Below are 17,002 nucleotides of genomic sequence, written 5' to 3'. Positions count from 1 at the left end.
CCGCGTCGGGCCGAACCGTCACCCATGGTGCCGAGCTCGATGTGAATTATCACAACATGTGGCACGCGACACTTTGACTACTGGTCGGTACAAATCACAGCTTTTCGTTAGATACTTCTGCACGGGTCGGGTCATTTGGTTGGGCAGCACTACTGTTGATGAAGGAAAGCTGTGTCGAAAATAGCTGTTTTGGTGTTGAGTCTGCTCACAGTGGGCTTGTTCGCCGCTCCGGTGGGTGCGAACCCGCTGTATCCAACGCCTGATCCGGACCCGTTCTTCACCGCGCCCGCGAACATCGGCGCGCTGGCGCCCGGCGATGTGGTGCGGACCCGGCACATCAACACGTGGATGTACCCCGGTACCGAGGGCCACCAGGTGGCGTTCCGCTCCACCAACTCCGCGGGCAACGCGATCATGGGCGTCACCACCGTGCTCATGCCGGTCGGCGTGAAGAACCCGCCGCTGGTGTCGTACCAGGCGCTGATCAACTCGATCGGTACCCGCTGCAACCCGTCGCAGTCGCTGTTCAACGGCGAGCTACAGGACGCGCCGGGCGCGATGTTGCCGCTGGCGCGTGGCTGGGCGATCTCGTTCCCCGATTACCTCGGCCCGACGGTGGCCTACGGTGCGGCCAAGCTCAGCGGCATGGTCACCCTCGACAGCGTGCGGGCCGTGCAGAAGGTCGCCGAGCTCGGCGTCGGTAACTCGCCGGTCGCGATCGCCGGTTACTCCGGCGGCGGCATGGCCACCGCGTGGGCGGGCGCGTTGCAGCCCACCTACGCACCGGAGCTGAAGCTGGCGGCCGTGGTGTCCGGCGGTATCCCCGCCGACCTCGAGATGATGGCCGACGCACTGGGTTTCTCGCCGCACCCCGGGTTCGGTCTTGCCTTCGCCGCGGCGATGGGCATGGAGCGCGAGTACCCGAAGGAGCTGCCGATCTCGGATCAGCTCAATCCTGAGGGTCTGTGGTTCCGGGAGTTCACCAAGGACGCCTGCCGCCGCTTCCTGCTGTTCCACGGCATCCTGCGCAACGCCGACCAGATGGCGGCCTCACGCGAGTTGATGACCAGCGAGGTGGCCCGCGGCGTGCTGCGCGAGAACAGCCTGGTGCACTTCAAGGGCGCGCCGACCGCACCCACCTACATCTGGCAGGGCAAGTACGACATCCTCACCCCGTACGAGCCGGTCGCCCAGACCGTCGCGCACTGGTGCAAGTCGGGTTCGCCGGTGCAGTTGAACACGGTCGAGATCTCCGAGCACATGACCGCCGCGGTGGCGGGCTTCCCCGATGCCTGGAACTATGTCGAGGCCCGCTTCCGCGGTGAACCGGTGCCGACGAACTGCTGAACCGAGAAATGATGCCGGACAGGAACTCTCCTGTCCGGCATCATCTGTTTCAGGACTTGTCGGCCTCGTCGATGAGGTGCTCGAAGGCGCGCAGGTTCTTCAGCGACTCACCCCGCGAGACCCGCCACTTCCATTCCTTGCGAATGGATTCGGCGAAACCGAGCTCGAGCAGGATGTTGAAGTCGTTGTCGACGGCTTCGAGGATTTGACCGAAGATCCGGTCGAGTTCGTCAGCGGTAACCGATTCGGCCGACATCCGGCCGACCAGGTAGATGTCGCCGACATTGTCGAGGGTGTAGGCCACGCCGTAGAGCCGGCGGTTGCGCCGCAGCAGATATTTGTAGACGCCTTCGAAATTCTCGTCGGGCTTGCGGCAGACGAACGATTCGATGCGAACCCCGTGCTTGCCGACGGTCAGCATCACGGTCGTCTTCAGCTTGCGCTCACCCGGCAGCACGACGATGAACGTGTCGTCGCCGTGGCGGGTGTATTCGATCTCGCGATCGCGCAGCGTGTCGTCGATGACCTGCGAAACTGCGCTCACCTGCGCACTCCTGTCCGGCGCCGCAACAGCGCCCGCGATCTGGCCTGTCTGGTCTCGCCCGCGTGCAGGGCGATGGGACCGCGTTCGGCGCGGAATCCGGCCATCGCGGCAGCGTAGCTGTCGAGCAGGCCGTCGGCGGTGTGCGCCCAGGAGAACCGGCTCGCGTGCTCGACGGCGGTGGCGCCCATGCGGGTGAGCCGGTCGGGATCGTCGAGCAGGGCGGCCAGGGCATCGGCCCAGTCGGGGGTGCGATGGCCAGGTACCAGCAGCCCGGATTCGTGATTGCGGACCGCGGTGCCGAGACCGCCCACGTCGGCGGCGAGCACGGGCGTCCCGCTGGCCTGCGCCTCGATGGCGACCAGGCCGAAGGATTCGTTGTAGCTGGGCACGGCCACCACGTCGGCCGCGCGATAGACCTGGACGAGCCTGTCGGCAGGTTGCGGCGGCAGGAAGGTGACCTGTTCGGCGATGCCGAGGTCGGCGGCCAGTTCGATCAGCGCGTCGGGCCTGGCCAGCCCGGTACCGGACGGCCCGCCCACGATCAGCACGCGCAGCTTGCGATTCGGGTCGCGGCGCAGCAGCTCGGCCGCGGCGCGCACGAGTACGTCGGGGGCCTTGAGTGGCTGGATGCGGCCGACGAACGCCACGATCTGCTCGTCGGCGCGCAACCCGAGTTCGGCACGCGCGGCGCGCTTGTCACCGGGCCGGTAGCGGGTCAGGTCGGCGCCGGGGGGAACGACGTCGATGCGGTCGGGCGAGGCGCAGTAGAGGTCGACGAGCTGCCGCGCTTCGTCACCGGTATTGGCGACCAGCCGGTCGGACTCGGCGATCACCTGCTTCTCCCCGATCACCCTGGTCTCGGGTTCGGGGGTGTCACCGTCGGCGAGCGCGGCGTTCTTCACCGCCGCGAGAGTGTGCGCGGTGTGCACCAGCGGCACCCGCCAACGATCGCGCGTGAGCCAGCCGACCTGACCGGACAGCCAGTAGTGCGAGTGCACGAGGTCGTAGTGGCCGGGCAGGTGCCGGGCTTCCTGGCGCAGCACCTCGGCGGTGAACGGGCACAGTTGGGTGGGCAGCTCGTGCTTGTCGAGTCCCTCGAACGGTCCGGCGACCACATGACGCACGATCACGCCCGGGCCGGCTTCGGCGACCGGCGGCAGTTCCGAGGAGGTAGCGCGGGTGAAGATCTCCACCTCGGTACCACGTTTGGCCAGCTCGAGCGCGGTTTGCAGCACGTAGACGTTCATCCCACCCGCGTCCCCGGTGCCGGGCTGCGCCAGGGGCGAGGTATGCACCGACAGCACCGCGATGCGATGGGGCAGAAGATCGGGACGACGCTGGCTCACACCCTCCAGTGTGCACGCCGCGACGCCGCCACCGTTGCCCCTACCGGGTTCGGTGACGGCTGTCACAGCTCAAACGCGTGTGAGTTCACGTACTCGTCAGCGTCGAGACTGCCCGATCCGGCGGCCGAGCGCGAGCGGATTTCGGACGTCACGCTCGGTTCAGCGCCGCCTCGAACACGGGCCACGATTTGTGCATGTCCTCTTCCCAGTAGCCCCACGAGTGGGTGCCGTAGGGGCGCATGTCGATTGTCGCGGGGATGCCGAGCGTCTGCAGGCGATCCCGCAGCTGCTGGGTGCACACATGGGTGATCGCTTCCAACGAGGAGCCGAAAAGCAATTGCTGGGTGAGCTGGAGCACGCTGCCCTGTGCGCCCGCGATGGTGTCGTACGGCCCGGGCAGGCCGGTGCCGGAGGAGATGTAGACCTCGGTGCCGCGCAACGACTCCGCGTGCAGGTAGGGGTCGTTGGCCGACCACTCGGGGTCGGTCGGCGGGCCCCACATATTGGCCGCGTTGCCGAGCCTGCTGCCCACCACGGTCCGCACGATCGCCTGCCCGCGTGGGTCACTCGTGCGCACGCACCCGCTGTAGGACCCGATGGCCCGGTACAGGCCCGGTTCGGCGAGCGCGAGCTGGAACACCGAGGTCCCCGCCATCGACAGTCCCGCAATCGCATTGGCGCCGGTGCCGTCGAACTCCGCGTCGATCACCGGCGGCAGTTCCTTGGTGAGGAAGGTGGTCCACCGCTGCTTGCCGAGCACCGGGTCGTCGGTGCGCCAGTCGGCGAAATAGCTGCCTGCCCCGCCGAACGGGATCACGACGTTGACCTGTTTGTCCTTGAAGAACTCGACGACATCGGTGCGATCGAGCCAGTTGCCGTCGCTACCCCCGCCGACCCCGTTGAGCAGGTACAACGTCGGCGCCGGCGCCTCGGGATCCGCGGCCCGCAGCACCCGAACCCTGGTGACGATATCCATCGCGGGCGAGTACACGCCCATGTCGATGGTGCGATCCGGCTCGACCCGCTGATCCTCGATCCGCGCGTGCCCAGGATCGGCGGCGACCGGCCCCCCGACAACCGCCCCCGCGACCAAACCCAGCACAGCCACTACGACCCGAGCGCCCACTGCTCGACCGAACATCATCGAACTCCGTTCTCGACGCCGAATCTTCCACTCCGTCTTCGATCCAACGACATTCCAGAACGCTACATACGGATTCGCAATAAGTCTGTGACGATTCCCAGAAGATTATCCGGGATACTGTTTCCGCAGCTGGGGATAGTTCGCCGAAACAATCACGGCACGATCACGTCGGCGCCGCGAACCAATCAAATCATCCGGTCGACCTGCGCGGATACCTCAACCATACCCACCCGCACCGGCAAATTTATGCGGCGTATACAGACCAATAGGGCCATCGCACCGATGCCACGAATTGCAAAAGGCGAACGCAAGAGGGTTGCGAATTTATTTGCCGAACGGAAAACTTCGAGGTCAGGCCGAAGATGCCGACACTCAGCCGACGCGCAACGCCTCGGCGAACAGCGGCCAGGAACGTCGCAGGTCGTTGCGCCAATATCCCCAGGAATGGGTACCGTCGGGCCGCAACTCGACAGTCGCCGGGACGGCCAGGTCCCGGAATCGCGTGGCCAGTTGCTGAGTGCACACCGCGGTCACCGCGTCGAGGGCGCCGCCGATGACCAACTGATCGACGAGCTTCATCGAATCCCCCTGCAGCCCCGGCCCGTCGACGGTGTCGAGCGCGCCGGGCAGTCCGTTGCCGGAGGAGACGTAGATGGCCAGCCCGCGCAGGCGTTCGGCGTGCAGGAACGGGTCGTTGGCGGCCCAGAGCGGGTCGCCGGGGTGTCCCCACATGTTCACAGGGTCACCGTTCTGCCCGGAGACAACGGTTTTGACGATGGCATGACCCTGCGGACCGCTGGTGGAGACGCAACCGCTGTACGAGCCGACCGCGCGATAGACACCCATGCGCCACCTCCATGCCCGGCCACGGACAAGGCCGTCGACCACAGAGTAGGTGGTCTTCACCCACCGCGGACATGTTTCTGAAACATTTACGATTCACAGTGAGTGAGGGCGGGTGGAGCTCACTCCAGCGCGTCGACGAATGCGCTGACCTCGGCGAGGAAGCGCGCACGGTCCTCGATGAACAGCCCGTGCTGCGCACCCTCCCAGAACGAACCGCGCGCGTTCGGGACGTTGTCGACGATGTACTGACCGGCGGCCGCCGGAACCACCGGATCGGCGGTGCCGTGCAGTACGAGCACCGGAACATCAAGGGCGCGAAGGGTTTCGGTGTTGTCGATCGTGCGGTAGAACAGCGCCTTGCGCACCGACGGCGGGGTCGCGAGGCTGCCGCCGAACAACCGCTGCGCATCGACACCCTTGTCGTCGCCGGGCCCGGTGTTGGCGTTGCCGAACACCGCGAACGCGCGCACCGCCCGCCCGGCCGCCTCGTCGAACACCCCCGGTATCGCCTTCTCCATCGCCGGTCCTGGCGCCGCACCGGGCACATCGCGGCCGATATGGGCGGGCGCACCGCAGTAGATGACACCGGCGACCGCGGAAGTCCCATAGGTGGCGAAGTAATCGGTGGCGACGATCCCGCCATAGGACCAGCCCAGCAGCACCGCCCCGGCATCGATGCCCTCGGCGGCCAGCACCGCGGCCACATCGCCCGCCCACGCCTTCGGATCGTCGTAGCCGGCACCGGGATCGTCGGAGTAGCCGTGCCCGCGCAGGTCCACCGCGATCACCCGGTACCGTTGCGCCAGCTCGTCGGCGGCCGCACCCCAGCACCGCAGATTCCCGGCCCACCCGTGCAACAGCACCAGCGGCCTACCGGTCCCGCTCACCCGGTAGACGATCGTCGTTCCATCAGCGCTGACAACGTCACGAATAGCCATCCCGACAGGTTAATCGGCACCGTGATCTGAGCCATGGCGACCGGATATCCAGGGCGAATAAGATCGACAAACATGAGCATTCGCACCGCTGTCGTCACCGGAGCCAGCTCGGGCATCGGTGAGGCCACCGCCCGGGAACTGGCCAAGCAGGGTTATCACGTCTATGTGGGTGCCCGGCGGTTCGACCGAGTGCAGAGTCTGGCGTCGGAGATCGGTGGCACCGCGCTGGAACTCGACGTCACTTCCGAGGACTCGGTGCGCGCGCTCACCGACGCGATCGACCACGTCGACGTGCTGGTCAACAACGCGGGCGGCGCGAAGGGGCTTGCCCCGGTGATCGACGCCGACCTCGACGACTGGCGCTGGATGTGGGAGACCAATGTGCTCGGCACCCTGCGCGTCACCAAGGCGCTGTTGCCGAAACTGATCGCCTCCGGCGACGGCCTGATCGTCACCGTCACCTCCATCGCCGCCATGCTCACCTACGACAACGGCTCCGGCTACACCTCCGCCAAGCACGCCCAGGCCGTCGTCCACCGCACCTTGCGCGGCGAGCTCCTCGGTCAACCGGTCCGCCTCACCGAGATCGCCCCCGGTGCGGTGGAAACCGAGTTCTCCCTGGTCCGTTTCGACGGTGACGCCGAGCGCGCGGCCAAGGTCTACGAGGGCATCGACCCGCTCTACGCCCAGGACATCGCCGAGATCGTCGGCTTCGTGGCGTCGCGGCCGTCGCACGTCAACCTCGACACCATCGTCGTGAAGCCGCGCGACCAGGCGGGGCCGGGCTCCTTCGCCCGCCGCTCCTGAACCTGTTTCCCCAGCTCCTAGCTGAATCAGCCATCTAAACGTGACACTCGACACCCCGGTGTTCACGCCCCGTCGCGACCCGCTTCGCCTGCCGAACCGATCCGGAAGCTCAATTCGAGGACGCGACAGGCGAATCCGGGCTGCCGCCCGTTCGAGTAGCGAGGTCGGCGACCGGAATTGATACTGACAACGACCCGTTCACGCATTGCCGCGAGTTCGCCATGCCGCGTGAACGGCCGTTAACATGGCCGTTTGCCGTTAGCCAGCCTTAGGAGTGCAAGTCCAATGCTCGGTCTGAAGTCTGTATTCAGTGGGTTCAAAGATTTTCTGATGCGCGGAAACGTCATCGATCTCGCGGTCGCTGTGGTGATGGGTACCGCGTTCACCGCGGTGGTCACCTCGGTCACCAAGGGCATCGTCAGCCCGCTGCTCGCCGTGTTCGGTTCGACCAATGAGCTGGGCCTGGGCTTCCAGCTGGTCGCCGGTAAGCCGGCCACCTTCATCGCCGTCGGCCCGATCATCACCGGCCTCATCGATTTCGCCATGGTCGCCGCGGTGCTGTACTTCGCGCTGATGCTGCCCATGAAGACGCTGAAGAACAAGTTCGGCACCACCAAGGCCGCCGAGCCCACCGAGACCGAACTGCTCATCGAGATCCGCGACCTGCTCGCCAAGCAGCAGGGCCTGACCACCGACCAGGCCGTCGAACTGAGCAAGGAACGCGCGAACGAGTCCGTCGAGGCCTGAGACGCCGCTCCGGCCGGTGGCACCGAGGCCACCGGCCAGGCTGCTACTCCGCACGCCGTCTCGGCAGCAAGAGCGCGGGAACGAGCGCGAGCGCGATCATGATCGGTGCGATCAGGTAGGTGTGCTGGAAGGCGTCGGCCAGCGCCGGGGCCAGGTCGGCGCGCTGATCCACGGACATAGCGTGCAGGGCCTGGAGCCCACCCGTCACCGGGAGCAGCGCGCCCAGCGTCACCGATGCCACCGCGGTGCCGATTGCCATCGACGTGGTGCTGATCATGTTCAGCACCGTCGACCCGACCGGCTGCTGCTCCCGACTCAACGACCGGGTCGCGGTGGTCATTACCGGCATCAGCGTGCCGCCACCGCCGGCCCCCATCAGCACCATCGTGAGGCACAGTGCCCAGTACGGCGCGTCCGCGTCGAGCTGGAGCACGAACAGCGCGAACCCGGTGAGCGCCACCGTGATCGATGCGGGCAGGTACCGGCCGGGCGGAATTCGATCGATCAATCTGCCCGCCACCTGCATCGTCGCCCCCGACGCCAGCGCGAACGGAATCCCCAAAGCGCCTGCCACCAACGCTGATTCACCGCGCACCACCTGGAAGTACAACGGCAGCAACAGCATCGAACCGAAATAGCCACCCGCGAACACCCCGAGCAGGACCGCGGCGGTGCCGGTCGTCCGGTTGCCGAGCACGCGCAGATCCAGCAGCGGGGTGGCAGTGGTCAGCGAATGTCGCACGAATGCGGCGATCAGACCGGCTCCCACCAGCAGCGGCACCAGCACGGCGGGCGTGGCGAACCCGGCACTCTCACCCGCCGCCGTCACGCCGTAGATCACCAGCGCCAGCCCGGGCGACATCAGCAGTAGCCCCCGCACATCGAGCGCGCGTGGCGGTTCCGGCGCGTCGTCGGGCACCACCCGGGCCGCCAGCACCAGCACCAACGCGCCGAGCGGCACATTGACGAAGAACATCCACCGCCACGACACCTCGTCGATGAGATAGCCGCCGATCACCGGGCCGAGCAGCGGGCCGACCAGAATCGCCAACCCGAGCGTGCTCATCAACTGGCCCAACCGCTCCGGGCCGGCCGCACGCAGCAGGATCGTCATGCCGACCGGCATCAACAGTCCACCACTCGCCCCCTGGATCAGACGAAATGCGATGAGCGACTCGATGTTCCACGACAGACCGGCCAGCACGGAGCCGACCACGAAAGCGACGATCGCCGTCAGGTACAGCCGCTTGGCCCCGAACCGGCCGACCAGCCACGCCGAGGTCGGCACCACGGCACCGAGGGCGAGCGAGTAGCCGGTAGCGACCCACTGAATCGTGCTCAGGCCCGCGTCGAATTCCTCCGAGAGTTTGTTGACGGCGACGTTCACGATGGTCTGATCGAGCGTCGCCATGATCATCCCGACCACCAGTACCAGGGCGATCCGCAGCGGAGTGCGCGCGGCGGTCGGTGTCACGGTGGTGAGCACGGCCGTCACTTCCCGTACGGCTGGGCCAGGCGGGCGGTGCGCAGGGCCTCGCCCCACCAGCTCAGCTGATCCAGCATGGTGGCCGCGGCTTCGTCGGCGCCGTTCGGCGCGGTCAGCTCGCCCGCGGCGTCGAATCGGCCCCACGGATTCGGGAAGGCGACCGAGTCGCGCACGGTGACGGCGTGCAGTTCGGCGAAGACCGGGCGCAGGTGTTCGACGGCGCGCAGGCCGCCGGAGATGCCGCCGTAGGAGACGAACCCGACCGGTTTGGCCTGCCATTCGGAGTGGTGGGTGTCGATCAGGTTCTTCAGCGAGCCCGGGTAGCTGTGGTTGTACTCGGGGGTCACCACGACGAACGCGTCAGCGCTGGTGAGGGTTTCGGTGGCCTCGGCGACGGACGGGTGGTCGGTGGCGGCACCGAACGCGTGCGGGAGTTCGATTTCTCGGGTGTCGGCGATGTCGACGGTGAGAGTGTCGCGCAGGGCGGCTTGCCGGACGAACCAGTTCGCGACCGTGGGGCCGAATCGCCCCTCCCTCGTGCTGCCGATGACGACCGCGAGCCGCAGCGGGCGAATGGTGGTGCGGGCGTTGTCGATCGTGACGCTCATGACATTCCTGTCCGTCGGTGGCGACCCCTCGGGTCGCCGCTGCGCTCCACCGTCCTACCTCAACATTCCTTGAGGTCAAGTCGAAGAATTCTGGTGGCGCGGGAATACTCCACGCCTTATGCTGCTTATTGCATTCATACGCAGATAAGCAGTATCGAAAGGGTCGCGCCATGACCACCTCACTGTTCGCCCACCGCGACTACCGACTGCTGTTCACCGCCCAGGTCGCGGCCCTTTTCGGCACCGGACTCACCACCGTGGCGCTGGGCCTGCTCGCCTACGACCTGGCCGGCGGCAACGCGGCCATCGTGCTCAGCACCGCCTTGACGTTGAAAATGGTCGCCTACGTCACCGTCGCGCCGATCGCGGGCGCGTACGCGGGTAAACTCCCGCGCAGGCAATTCCTGATGGCGCTCAACGGCATTCGCGGTGCGATTGTGCTCGCCCTGCCGTTCGTCGACGCGGTCTGGCAGATCTACGTGCTCATCACCGCACTGCAGATCGCCTCCGCCGCCTACACCCCCACCTACCAGGCAGTTCTGCCCGACATCCTCCCCGACGAACGCGACTACACCAAGGCACTCTCGGCCGCCCAGCTAGCCGCGACCATGGAAACCCTGCTCAGCCCGATGCTCGCGGCACTGGCCTTGAGCCTGATCAGCTTCCACTGGCTGTTCGTCGGCACCGGCCTCGGCTTCGCCGTCTCCGTCGCCCTGGTGACGGCCGCGCACATCCCGAACGCGGTGGTCGGCGACGGCGCGATCAAGGAACGGCTCGCCGCCGGAGTGCGACTGTTCGCGGCCACTCCACGGCTGCGCGGGCTGCTCGGCTTGAACCTGGTGGTCGCCGCCGCGGGTTCGGTCGTGATGGTCAACACCGTGAACTACGCGCGAGACGTGCTGGGGGGCAACCAGTCCGGCGTCGCCCTGCTGCTCGCGGCGAACGGCCTCGGTACCATGCTCATCGCCCTCACCCTGCCCAAGATCCTGGACCGCCGGGGCGAGCGCCCCGTCATGCTCACCGGCGCCGCGGTCCTCATCACCGGCCTCACCGCCGCCCTGACCCTGTCCACGCTCCCGACCGGCACCTGGCACTGGCCCGCCGCCCTCACCACCTGGGCCACCATCGGCGCGGGCACTGCCCTGATCCTCACCCCCACCGGCCGCGTCCTACGCCGCTCGGCCCGCCCCGAAGACCGTCCGGCCCTGTTCGCCGCCCAGTTCTCCCTCTCGCACGTGGCCTGGCTGATCACCTACCCGATCACCGGCTGGCTGGCCACCACCGCGGGCTTCACCACCACCTGGGCAACGCTGGCCACCATCGCCGCCCTCGGCACAGCGGCCGCCGTCCGCTTCTGGCCCCGTCACGACCCGACCGAGATCACCCACGTCCACGAAATCGGCTCGGTCGACCCCGCGATCCTGGCCGACGCCATCAAAGTCGGCCCCCGCCACTACCAACACACCCACCCCTACGTCATCGACAGCAACCACCCCCGCTGGCATACCCGCCTCTCCGCGTCTTTTGCCGACCGCTGAGAGCGCAGCCTGTCACGTATCGGGCATGCGGGCTTCGGGTAGTCGAATTATGGGCGCACCCGGCGAGTTACCCATGTACACCAGAAATCCGTTGTCACCACCGGCCAACCGGCTCTGCGACAGCATGACCAGCGCGGTGGCGGTCGCGCTCCCGCCCGGCGTAATCGCCCACTTCATCTCGTTCCAGTCAGTTTTCTGACTTTTCGGCGGCGAAGTGGGCGATTACGCCGGGTGTCGTCAGGACTAGCGCGGCTGCGCGACTCCTGATCCGGCGGGCAACGCCGACATGGACTCCCACGTCGACCAGTCGATGGCCCAGTCGTAGATATCCCCGTCGGCCTGGGACAACTCGATCGAGGTGCCGGTGACTTCGACCGGGTCGCCGTAGCGGGCGGTCGGGAAGTAGGCCTGGGCATCGGCGGGTGAGAGGTTGATGCACCCGTTGGTGACGTTCGACGAGCCCTGGGCCGAGAGGGATTCGGGGTTGGCGTGGATGAATTCGCCGTTGTTGGAGATGCGCACCGCCCAGCGTTCCCGCACGTTGGTGTAGTACGGCGGGTTCGACATCATGAAGTCCTCGTACTTCTCGGTGACCACGTGTACGCCCGACCGAGTGACATTGCGCGGTTCGTTGCCTTCGCCGTAGGACACCCCGAAGTCGAAGACGGTGACACCGTCGCGAACCACCTGCATGCGGTGGCTCGGGGCGTTCGCGATGACGATCTGGCTGCGGCCGATGGTGAAATCGGAGGTCACATCGGCGTCGCCGTAGGCACCGTTGCCCAGGTCCACGCCGTAGAGCTTCGCGGCGACGTGCACGGTGGTGCCGGGGGTCCAGTAGTTCTTGGGCCGCCAGTGCACGCGCGAACCACCGTCGTCGGGCAGCCACGCCCACGACCCTTCGGTCGGCTGACTGGTGGTGACGGTGAGCGCCTTCTCCACGGCCGCCTTGTCGGCGACGGGCCCGGCGAACTTCAGAATGATCGGCGCGGCGATGCCGACCTCCTGGCCGTCGCCGATGTTGAGCGTGGCCGGAATGGTCGACTGCGGGCTGATCGTGGTGAAGGTGCCGTCGATCGGAACCGGCTTCGCATCGGTGCCGATGGCCGTGCCGGTCCAGGTGTAGGATGCGCCGTAGCCGAGCGGTTCGGACACCTCGTAGGTCGTGCGGTCGGGGCTGAGCTCACCGGTGATCTGCTTGCCCGCGGCATTGGTGAGCGCGATCTGGTCGATCGTGCCCTGCGCGACCGTCACCGAGACGGGCGCGACCGGGTCGACATCGGTGGCGCCGGGCGCGGGCGCGATGGTGACCCTCGCGACCGGCCCAGCCGGTTCGGAACTCCCACCCGACCCGCCGCCCGCACACCCGGTCAGCACAACGAGCACCGCCAGCAAGATCACCGCAACCACGGAACGCCCACCACGAACACGCATTTCACGCCCCCGCGCCGACGAACTCCGCCGCGCAGCCTTCCGCGCGCGCAACAACCCGGTTACCGAAAGTTTGCTCACGCATCGAATGTACGCCGAGCTACCGATCTCGACCTCGTGAGCGCTGTCACCGACCCGAACCTGAGCTCGTCGATCGCGCGGATTACGTTCGGCGCGGTGGACCGTCTCGGTGGCCGCGCCGTGGCGAACGGCCGCGCGCACGGCTCGTCAGGCGGATCGCCCCGAGCCGACTCCGAGTCCGGTGTAATCACACAATCGGCCTCGTTCGAATCAGAATTCTGACTGGAACGGGCCGTTCTGCGTGATTACGCCGGTGGTTCGCCGAAACTACTGGCGGTTGAGCCATTCCTCGGTGAAGGTGGCCTCGTTGCCGAGCAGTTCGATCAGCCGCTCGGAGATGGCCGCCTCGATCTTGCCGCCGAACAGCGGGATCTTCACCTCGATGGTGCCCGCGATGGCGGTGGTGGAACCGGTGCCGCCGTCGGGGGCCATGGTGACCGTGCCGCGCACGACAGCCGGAGCGCCGTCGACGTGGGCTTCGAAGATGCCACCGGTACCGGTGTAGGACTCGGTGCGCGGGATGACGAGATCGCCGGGGCGCACCGCGGTGATGGCCGGGGGAAGCTGGTCGGCGGGGATGGACTGCACCATCTGGACACGGACCTGATCGCCCTCGACAGCGAAGGAGTCGAGGCGGGCACCGGGGCCGCCGACCTCGGCGATCCGGGCCTTCCAGTACTGCTCGTCGGAGTACGCGGCGCGCACCGCGTCAACGGAATGCGTGTAGCCGGCAGTGAACGCCAGAGGTGTAGCCATGCTCGACACGGTACCGTCTGCGGACGTGCGTACAACACGGGTGGTGTCCTCCGATCAGCTGCGTGAACTGCTTGCCGAGACCGGCGCAACAGTCCGCGATTCGGTGCGTTTGTCCGAATTGACGACGTTGCGGGTCGGCGGGCCCGCGCTCGTCGCCGAATGCGCGAGCACCGAGGCACTGGTGGCCACGGTGAAAACCCTGGATGCGGCCGGTATCGCGGTGCTGTTGGTGGCGGGCGGGTCGAACCTGCTCATCGACGACGCGGGGTTCGACGGAGTGGTCGTCCGGGTGCTGACCACCGGTGTCGAGCTCGGGCCCGGCGGCGTGGTGGCCGAGGCGGGCGCCAACTGGGATTCCGTCGTCGCGGCGACCGTCGCGGCCGGTTTGGGCGGCCTCGAGTGCCTGTCCGGGATTCCGGGTTCGGCCGGTGCGACGCCGGTGCAGAACGTCGGCGCGTACGGGGTGGAAGTGGCTTCGCTGTTGCGGCGGGTCCAGCTGCTCGATCGCAAGACCGGCGAGGTGCGCTGGGCCGAGCCCGCCGAACTCGGCTTCGGTTATCGGACGAGCGTGCTCAAGCACACCGACGACGGCGTGATCCTCGCCGTCGACTTCGCCTTGGACCCGAGCGGGATGAGCGCGCCGCTGCGCTACGGCGAACTGGCGAAGGTGCTCGGTGCGGGCGACGGCGAGACCCGCCCCGTCGCACAGGTCCGTGCGGAAGTGCTTCGCCTACGGGCAGGCAAGGGCATGGTCCTCGACCCCGCCGATCACGACACCTGGAGTGCGGGTTCGTTTTTCACCAACCCCGTCGTCACCTCCGACCAGCTGCCACGGGTACTGGCTGCGATCGCCGCACACGTCGGCGACGACGTGAAGGTCCCCACCTACCCCGCCCCCGACGGCACCAAGCTCTCGGCAGGCTGGCTCATCGAACGCGCCGGTTTCGCCAAGGGCTTCCCCGGTGAAACCGCCGCCGCGCGCCTGTCGACCAAACACACCTTGGCCCTGACCAACCGCGGCACAGCGACCGCCGCCGACATCGTCGCCCTGGCCCGCACCGTGCGCGCGGGCATCCAGGAACGCTTCGGCGTGACCCTGGAGCCGGAGCCGGTCACGGTCGGCCTCACCCTGTAGAACACGCAGCCAGCTGGCGCGGCGTCGCCCGGACAACCCCAGCCGGGCGCTCGGCCCTCGTCGGTGCGCGCCGATGGCGTACGTCAGCGTGGCGTGGCGACGTGACGTGGCGTGGTCGAGACGTGGCGACGACGTGGCGTGGTCGCGACGTGGCGACGGGGGGCGTAGCGACGGGGTGGCGTGGGACGACAGTTCGGCACGCCGCACGCCGAACACGGCCGCTCGAATTGGGAGCCTCAACAACATCCCCACCTCTTACGTCAGTGCCCGGCTCAACCCCGTAACGTGTCCTGCCATGGCACGCAGACTGGACTACTCCGCTCGCTACCCCCTGCACACCACCGAAGAGCTGTACGCGGCACTGCAGAGCAGGGACTACTGGGAAGCCCGCGTCGCCGAGATGCGCAAGTACGCGCCCAACAACGAAGTGGTCAGCCTCGACGTCTCCGACGACGGCATCGACGTGGTCCTGCACCACACCCTCCCGCGCGAGATGCTGCCCGAGATCGCCCAGACCGTCATGCGCAAGGACATGGTGATCACCCGCAAGGAGAGCTGGGGCCCGTTCGACCACGACGAGACCGAGGGCAAGTTCTCCGCCTCGATCCCCGCCGGTCCCGGCAGCCTCACCGGCACCATCCGCCTTTTCCCCACCGAGACCGGCGCCACCATGCGCTTCTCCCCCGTCGCCAAGGTCTTCATCCCCATGGTCGGCCCGCGCCTGGAACAGCTCATGCTGGTGAACCTGGTCGACCTGTTCCGCGCCGAGCAGGAGGAAACCCTGCGCTACCTGGATCCGCAGACCGCCGACAAGTCGGTCTGACGCACCCCAGAGAAACTCAGTGGCCCCGAGCCGCAAGGCCGTCGCCCCGGTCGGCACCATCACCCGCGGCACCACCGGCGTCAACCGCTTGCGGCGCAGCGACCGCTGGCTCGTCAACGACGAACTGGTCAGCACAACCCTGCGTGAATCCACCACCCCCTTGGTCGTCGATCTCGGTTACGGTGCCGCCCCCTGGACCACCTTCGAACTGGCCGCCCGCCTGCGCACGGTCCGCCCCGATCTCGAGGTGGTCGGCCTCGAGATCGACCCCGCGCGAGTGGTCGAACCCCGCGACGGCGTCCGCTTCGCCCGCGGCGGCTTCGAACTCGCGGGCCTGCGCCCGACCCTGGTTCGCGCGTTCAACGTCCTACGCCAATACCCCGAGGACGCGGTCCCCGAAGCGTGGGCCCGCATCCAGTCCAATCTCGCCCCCGACGGCCTCCTGGTCGACGGCACCTGCGACGAACTCGGCCGCCGCTGCGCCTGGGTGCTGCTCGACCGCCACCGTCCCCTCTCCTTCACTCTGGCCTGGGATCCCTTCACCGTAGACCGACCCTCCGACATCGCCGAGCGTCTGCCGAAAGCCTTGATCCACCGCAACATTCCCGGCGAGAAGATCCACGCCCTGCTCACCGCGGCCGACCAGGCCTGGGACCGCTCGGCGGCCATGGCACCCTACGGCCCGCGCATCCGCTGGCGAGAAGCCGCGGAGATGTTGCGCGCCAACGGTTTCCCACTGCGCACCTACAACCGCAGAATGCGCGACTGTGTGCTGTCGGTGCCGTGGGACGTGGTCGCCCCGTCATACCCGGCTTAACGCCCGCCGCACCCGCGTCGCCGCCCGCGGCGCCAAAAGCTGTCCACCCCACCAGATCTCGTCGGTATCGCACCGATGAATCGCCACCGCGTCGGCCACCACCTCGTCCAATGCCGACTGCGAGATCTCGGTCTCGGCCAGATCCAGGACCGTCCGCACCGGCGTCGTCACCAGGAACGGCCCCGCCGATTCCACATCCGCACCGGCGAGCTTGCGCCGCGTCAGCACCAACCGGGTCGTCACGGGCGGGCGACCCGCCGACACCGACAGGTGCAGAAATCGCGGCTGCAACCGTCCGATCCCGTGCAGTTCCGCCGCACTCTGATACGACACCGCCGCCGCCCCGTCGAACCACGCCGCCCACATCGCGTACTCGTCGAGCGGTCCCACCCGCCACTGCCCCAGCCGCATCATCCCGACCCCGGCACGAGTCACCGACCCGTCCCCTAAAGCCGCCCTGACCTGCGATTCACACCCGGTCCGCAACACCTGACGCGTCGTGAAGAAGCCCGCGTGCCGCCCGGCAAGGCGCCGCAGCACCCGCCATCGATGATCCGCTGTCCCCGCCACCCGGCGCGCGCCCTCGCCAGTCATAAGACCCAGGTTAC

The 17,002-nt window shown here is 67.6% G+C and carries 18 protein-coding genes; 7 read left to right on the top strand and 11 right to left on the bottom strand.

Features of this window, described 5'->3' with window-relative positions:
• The first annotated feature begins 171 nt into the window (after window positions 1-171).
• On the top strand, window positions 172-1,347 hold the full coding sequence (locus ACFWUP_RS10735; RefSeq protein ID WP_379232955.1) for a lipase family protein: 1,176 nt from the start codon (window positions 172-174) through the stop codon (window positions 1,345-1,347).
• Window positions 1,348-1,396: 49 nt separating this feature from the next.
• Here ACFWUP_RS10735 and ACFWUP_RS10730 read toward each other — a convergent pair whose 3' ends face one another.
• From ACFWUP_RS10730 to ACFWUP_RS10710, 5 genes are all read right to left on the bottom strand, one after another.
• A complete protein-coding gene (locus ACFWUP_RS10730) occupies window positions 1,397-1,891 on the bottom strand; it encodes a YbjN domain-containing protein (RefSeq protein WP_379232953.1) in 495 nt (164 codons plus the stop codon).
• Complete coding sequence (mshA, locus tag ACFWUP_RS10725; RefSeq protein ID WP_379233305.1) at window positions 1,888-3,246, bottom strand: D-inositol-3-phosphate glycosyltransferase; 1,359 nt, start codon at window positions 3,244-3,246, stop codon at window positions 1,888-1,890. Before mshA ends, ACFWUP_RS10730 begins: the two co-directional genes overlap by 4 nt.
• 139 nt (window positions 3,247-3,385) lie before the next feature.
• The gene (locus tag ACFWUP_RS10720; protein WP_379233303.1) at window positions 3,386-4,378 is read right to left on the bottom strand and encodes an alpha/beta hydrolase; all 993 of its coding nucleotides are present in this window, start codon (window positions 4,376-4,378) and stop codon (window positions 3,386-3,388) included.
• Between the two features lie 375 nt (window positions 4,379-4,753).
• Window positions 4,754-5,227: an alpha/beta hydrolase-fold protein gene (locus ACFWUP_RS10715; RefSeq protein ID WP_379232951.1), complete on the bottom strand. Its 474-nt coding sequence runs from the start codon at window positions 5,225-5,227 to the stop codon at window positions 4,754-4,756.
• 119 nt (window positions 5,228-5,346) lie between these two features.
• Window positions 5,347-6,165 carry an alpha/beta fold hydrolase gene (locus tag ACFWUP_RS10710; RefSeq protein WP_379232949.1) on the bottom strand — a complete coding sequence of 273 codons (819 nt, stop codon included), beginning with the start codon at window positions 6,163-6,165 and terminating at the stop codon, window positions 5,347-5,349.
• 72 nt (window positions 6,166-6,237) lie between these two features.
• On the opposite strand from ACFWUP_RS10710, the gene ACFWUP_RS10705 reads away from it, so the two are divergent.
• Both ACFWUP_RS10705 and ACFWUP_RS10700 read left to right on the top strand, forming a co-directional pair.
• Entirely contained in the window at window positions 6,238-6,972 is a 735-nt protein-coding gene (locus tag ACFWUP_RS10705; RefSeq protein ID WP_379232947.1) for an SDR family NAD(P)-dependent oxidoreductase, read from the top strand.
• Between the two features lie 330 nt (window positions 6,973-7,302).
• The gene (locus ACFWUP_RS10700) at window positions 7,303-7,719 is read left to right on the top strand and encodes an MscL family protein (RefSeq protein ID WP_379232946.1); all 417 of its coding nucleotides are present in this window, start codon (window positions 7,303-7,305) and stop codon (window positions 7,717-7,719) included.
• A gap of 43 nt (window positions 7,720-7,762) precedes the next feature.
• Here ACFWUP_RS10700 and ACFWUP_RS10695 read toward each other — a convergent pair whose 3' ends face one another.
• Window positions 7,763-9,205, bottom strand: coding sequence for a DHA2 family efflux MFS transporter permease subunit (locus tag ACFWUP_RS10695; RefSeq protein WP_379232944.1), 1,443 nt, complete (start codon window positions 9,203-9,205; stop codon window positions 7,763-7,765).
• 5 nt (window positions 9,206-9,210) lie between these two features.
• Entirely contained in the window at window positions 9,211-9,813 is a 603-nt protein-coding gene (locus ACFWUP_RS10690; RefSeq protein WP_379232942.1) for an NADPH-dependent FMN reductase, read from the bottom strand.
• A 170-nt stretch (window positions 9,814-9,983) separates the two neighbouring features.
• On the opposite strand from ACFWUP_RS10690, the gene ACFWUP_RS10685 reads away from it, so the two are divergent.
• A complete protein-coding gene (locus ACFWUP_RS10685; protein WP_379232940.1) occupies window positions 9,984-11,351 on the top strand; it encodes an MFS transporter in 1,368 nt (455 codons plus the stop codon).
• Window positions 11,352-11,363: 12 nt separating this feature from the next.
• Here the strand turns inward: ACFWUP_RS10685 and ACFWUP_RS10680 are convergent, their stop codons facing one another.
• The 3 genes from ACFWUP_RS10680 to ACFWUP_RS10670 all read right to left on the bottom strand — a co-directional run bounded on the left by ACFWUP_RS10680 (window position 11,364) and on the right by ACFWUP_RS10670 (window position 13,619).
• Complete coding sequence (locus ACFWUP_RS10680) at window positions 11,364-11,528, bottom strand: hypothetical protein (protein WP_379232938.1); 165 nt, start codon at window positions 11,526-11,528, stop codon at window positions 11,364-11,366.
• Between the two features lie 66 nt (window positions 11,529-11,594).
• Complete coding sequence (locus ACFWUP_RS10675) at window positions 11,595-12,785, bottom strand: Ig-like domain-containing protein (RefSeq protein ID WP_379233301.1); 1,191 nt, start codon at window positions 12,783-12,785, stop codon at window positions 11,595-11,597.
• Window positions 12,786-13,130: 345 nt separating this feature from the next.
• On the bottom strand, window positions 13,131-13,619 hold the full coding sequence (locus tag ACFWUP_RS10670; protein WP_379232936.1) for a DUF2505 domain-containing protein: 489 nt from the start codon (window positions 13,617-13,619) through the stop codon (window positions 13,131-13,133).
• On the opposite strand from ACFWUP_RS10670, the gene ACFWUP_RS10665 reads away from it, so the two are divergent.
• From ACFWUP_RS10665 to ACFWUP_RS10655, 3 genes are all read left to right on the top strand, one after another.
• Window positions 13,618-14,754, top strand: coding sequence for a UDP-N-acetylmuramate dehydrogenase (locus tag ACFWUP_RS10665; RefSeq protein WP_379232934.1), 1,137 nt, complete (start codon window positions 13,618-13,620; stop codon window positions 14,752-14,754). The two genes, ACFWUP_RS10670 and ACFWUP_RS10665, sit on opposite strands and share 2 nt — an antisense overlap.
• 295 nt (window positions 14,755-15,049) lie before the next feature.
• Window positions 15,050-15,577, top strand: coding sequence for a DUF2505 domain-containing protein (locus ACFWUP_RS10660; protein WP_379232932.1), 528 nt, complete (start codon window positions 15,050-15,052; stop codon window positions 15,575-15,577).
• Between the two features lie 19 nt (window positions 15,578-15,596).
• Window positions 15,597-16,394, top strand: coding sequence for a class I SAM-dependent methyltransferase (locus ACFWUP_RS10655; RefSeq protein ID WP_379232931.1), 798 nt, complete (start codon window positions 15,597-15,599; stop codon window positions 16,392-16,394).
• Here the strand turns inward: ACFWUP_RS10655 and ACFWUP_RS10650 are convergent.
• On the bottom strand, window positions 16,380-16,988 hold the full coding sequence (locus tag ACFWUP_RS10650; protein ID WP_379232929.1) for a hypothetical protein: 609 nt from the start codon (window positions 16,986-16,988) through the stop codon (window positions 16,380-16,382). The genes ACFWUP_RS10655 and ACFWUP_RS10650 overlap by 15 nt on opposite strands.
• Between the last annotated feature and the right edge of the window lie 14 nt (window positions 16,989-17,002).

It is taken from the genome of Nocardia sp. NPDC058658, assembly GCF_042716665.1.
Classification (GTDB): domain Bacteria; phylum Actinomycetota; class Actinomycetes; order Mycobacteriales; family Mycobacteriaceae; genus Nocardia.
The sequence above is the reverse complement of the archived record's forward strand: the minus strand, read 5'-3'. Positions and strand labels throughout refer to the sequence as shown.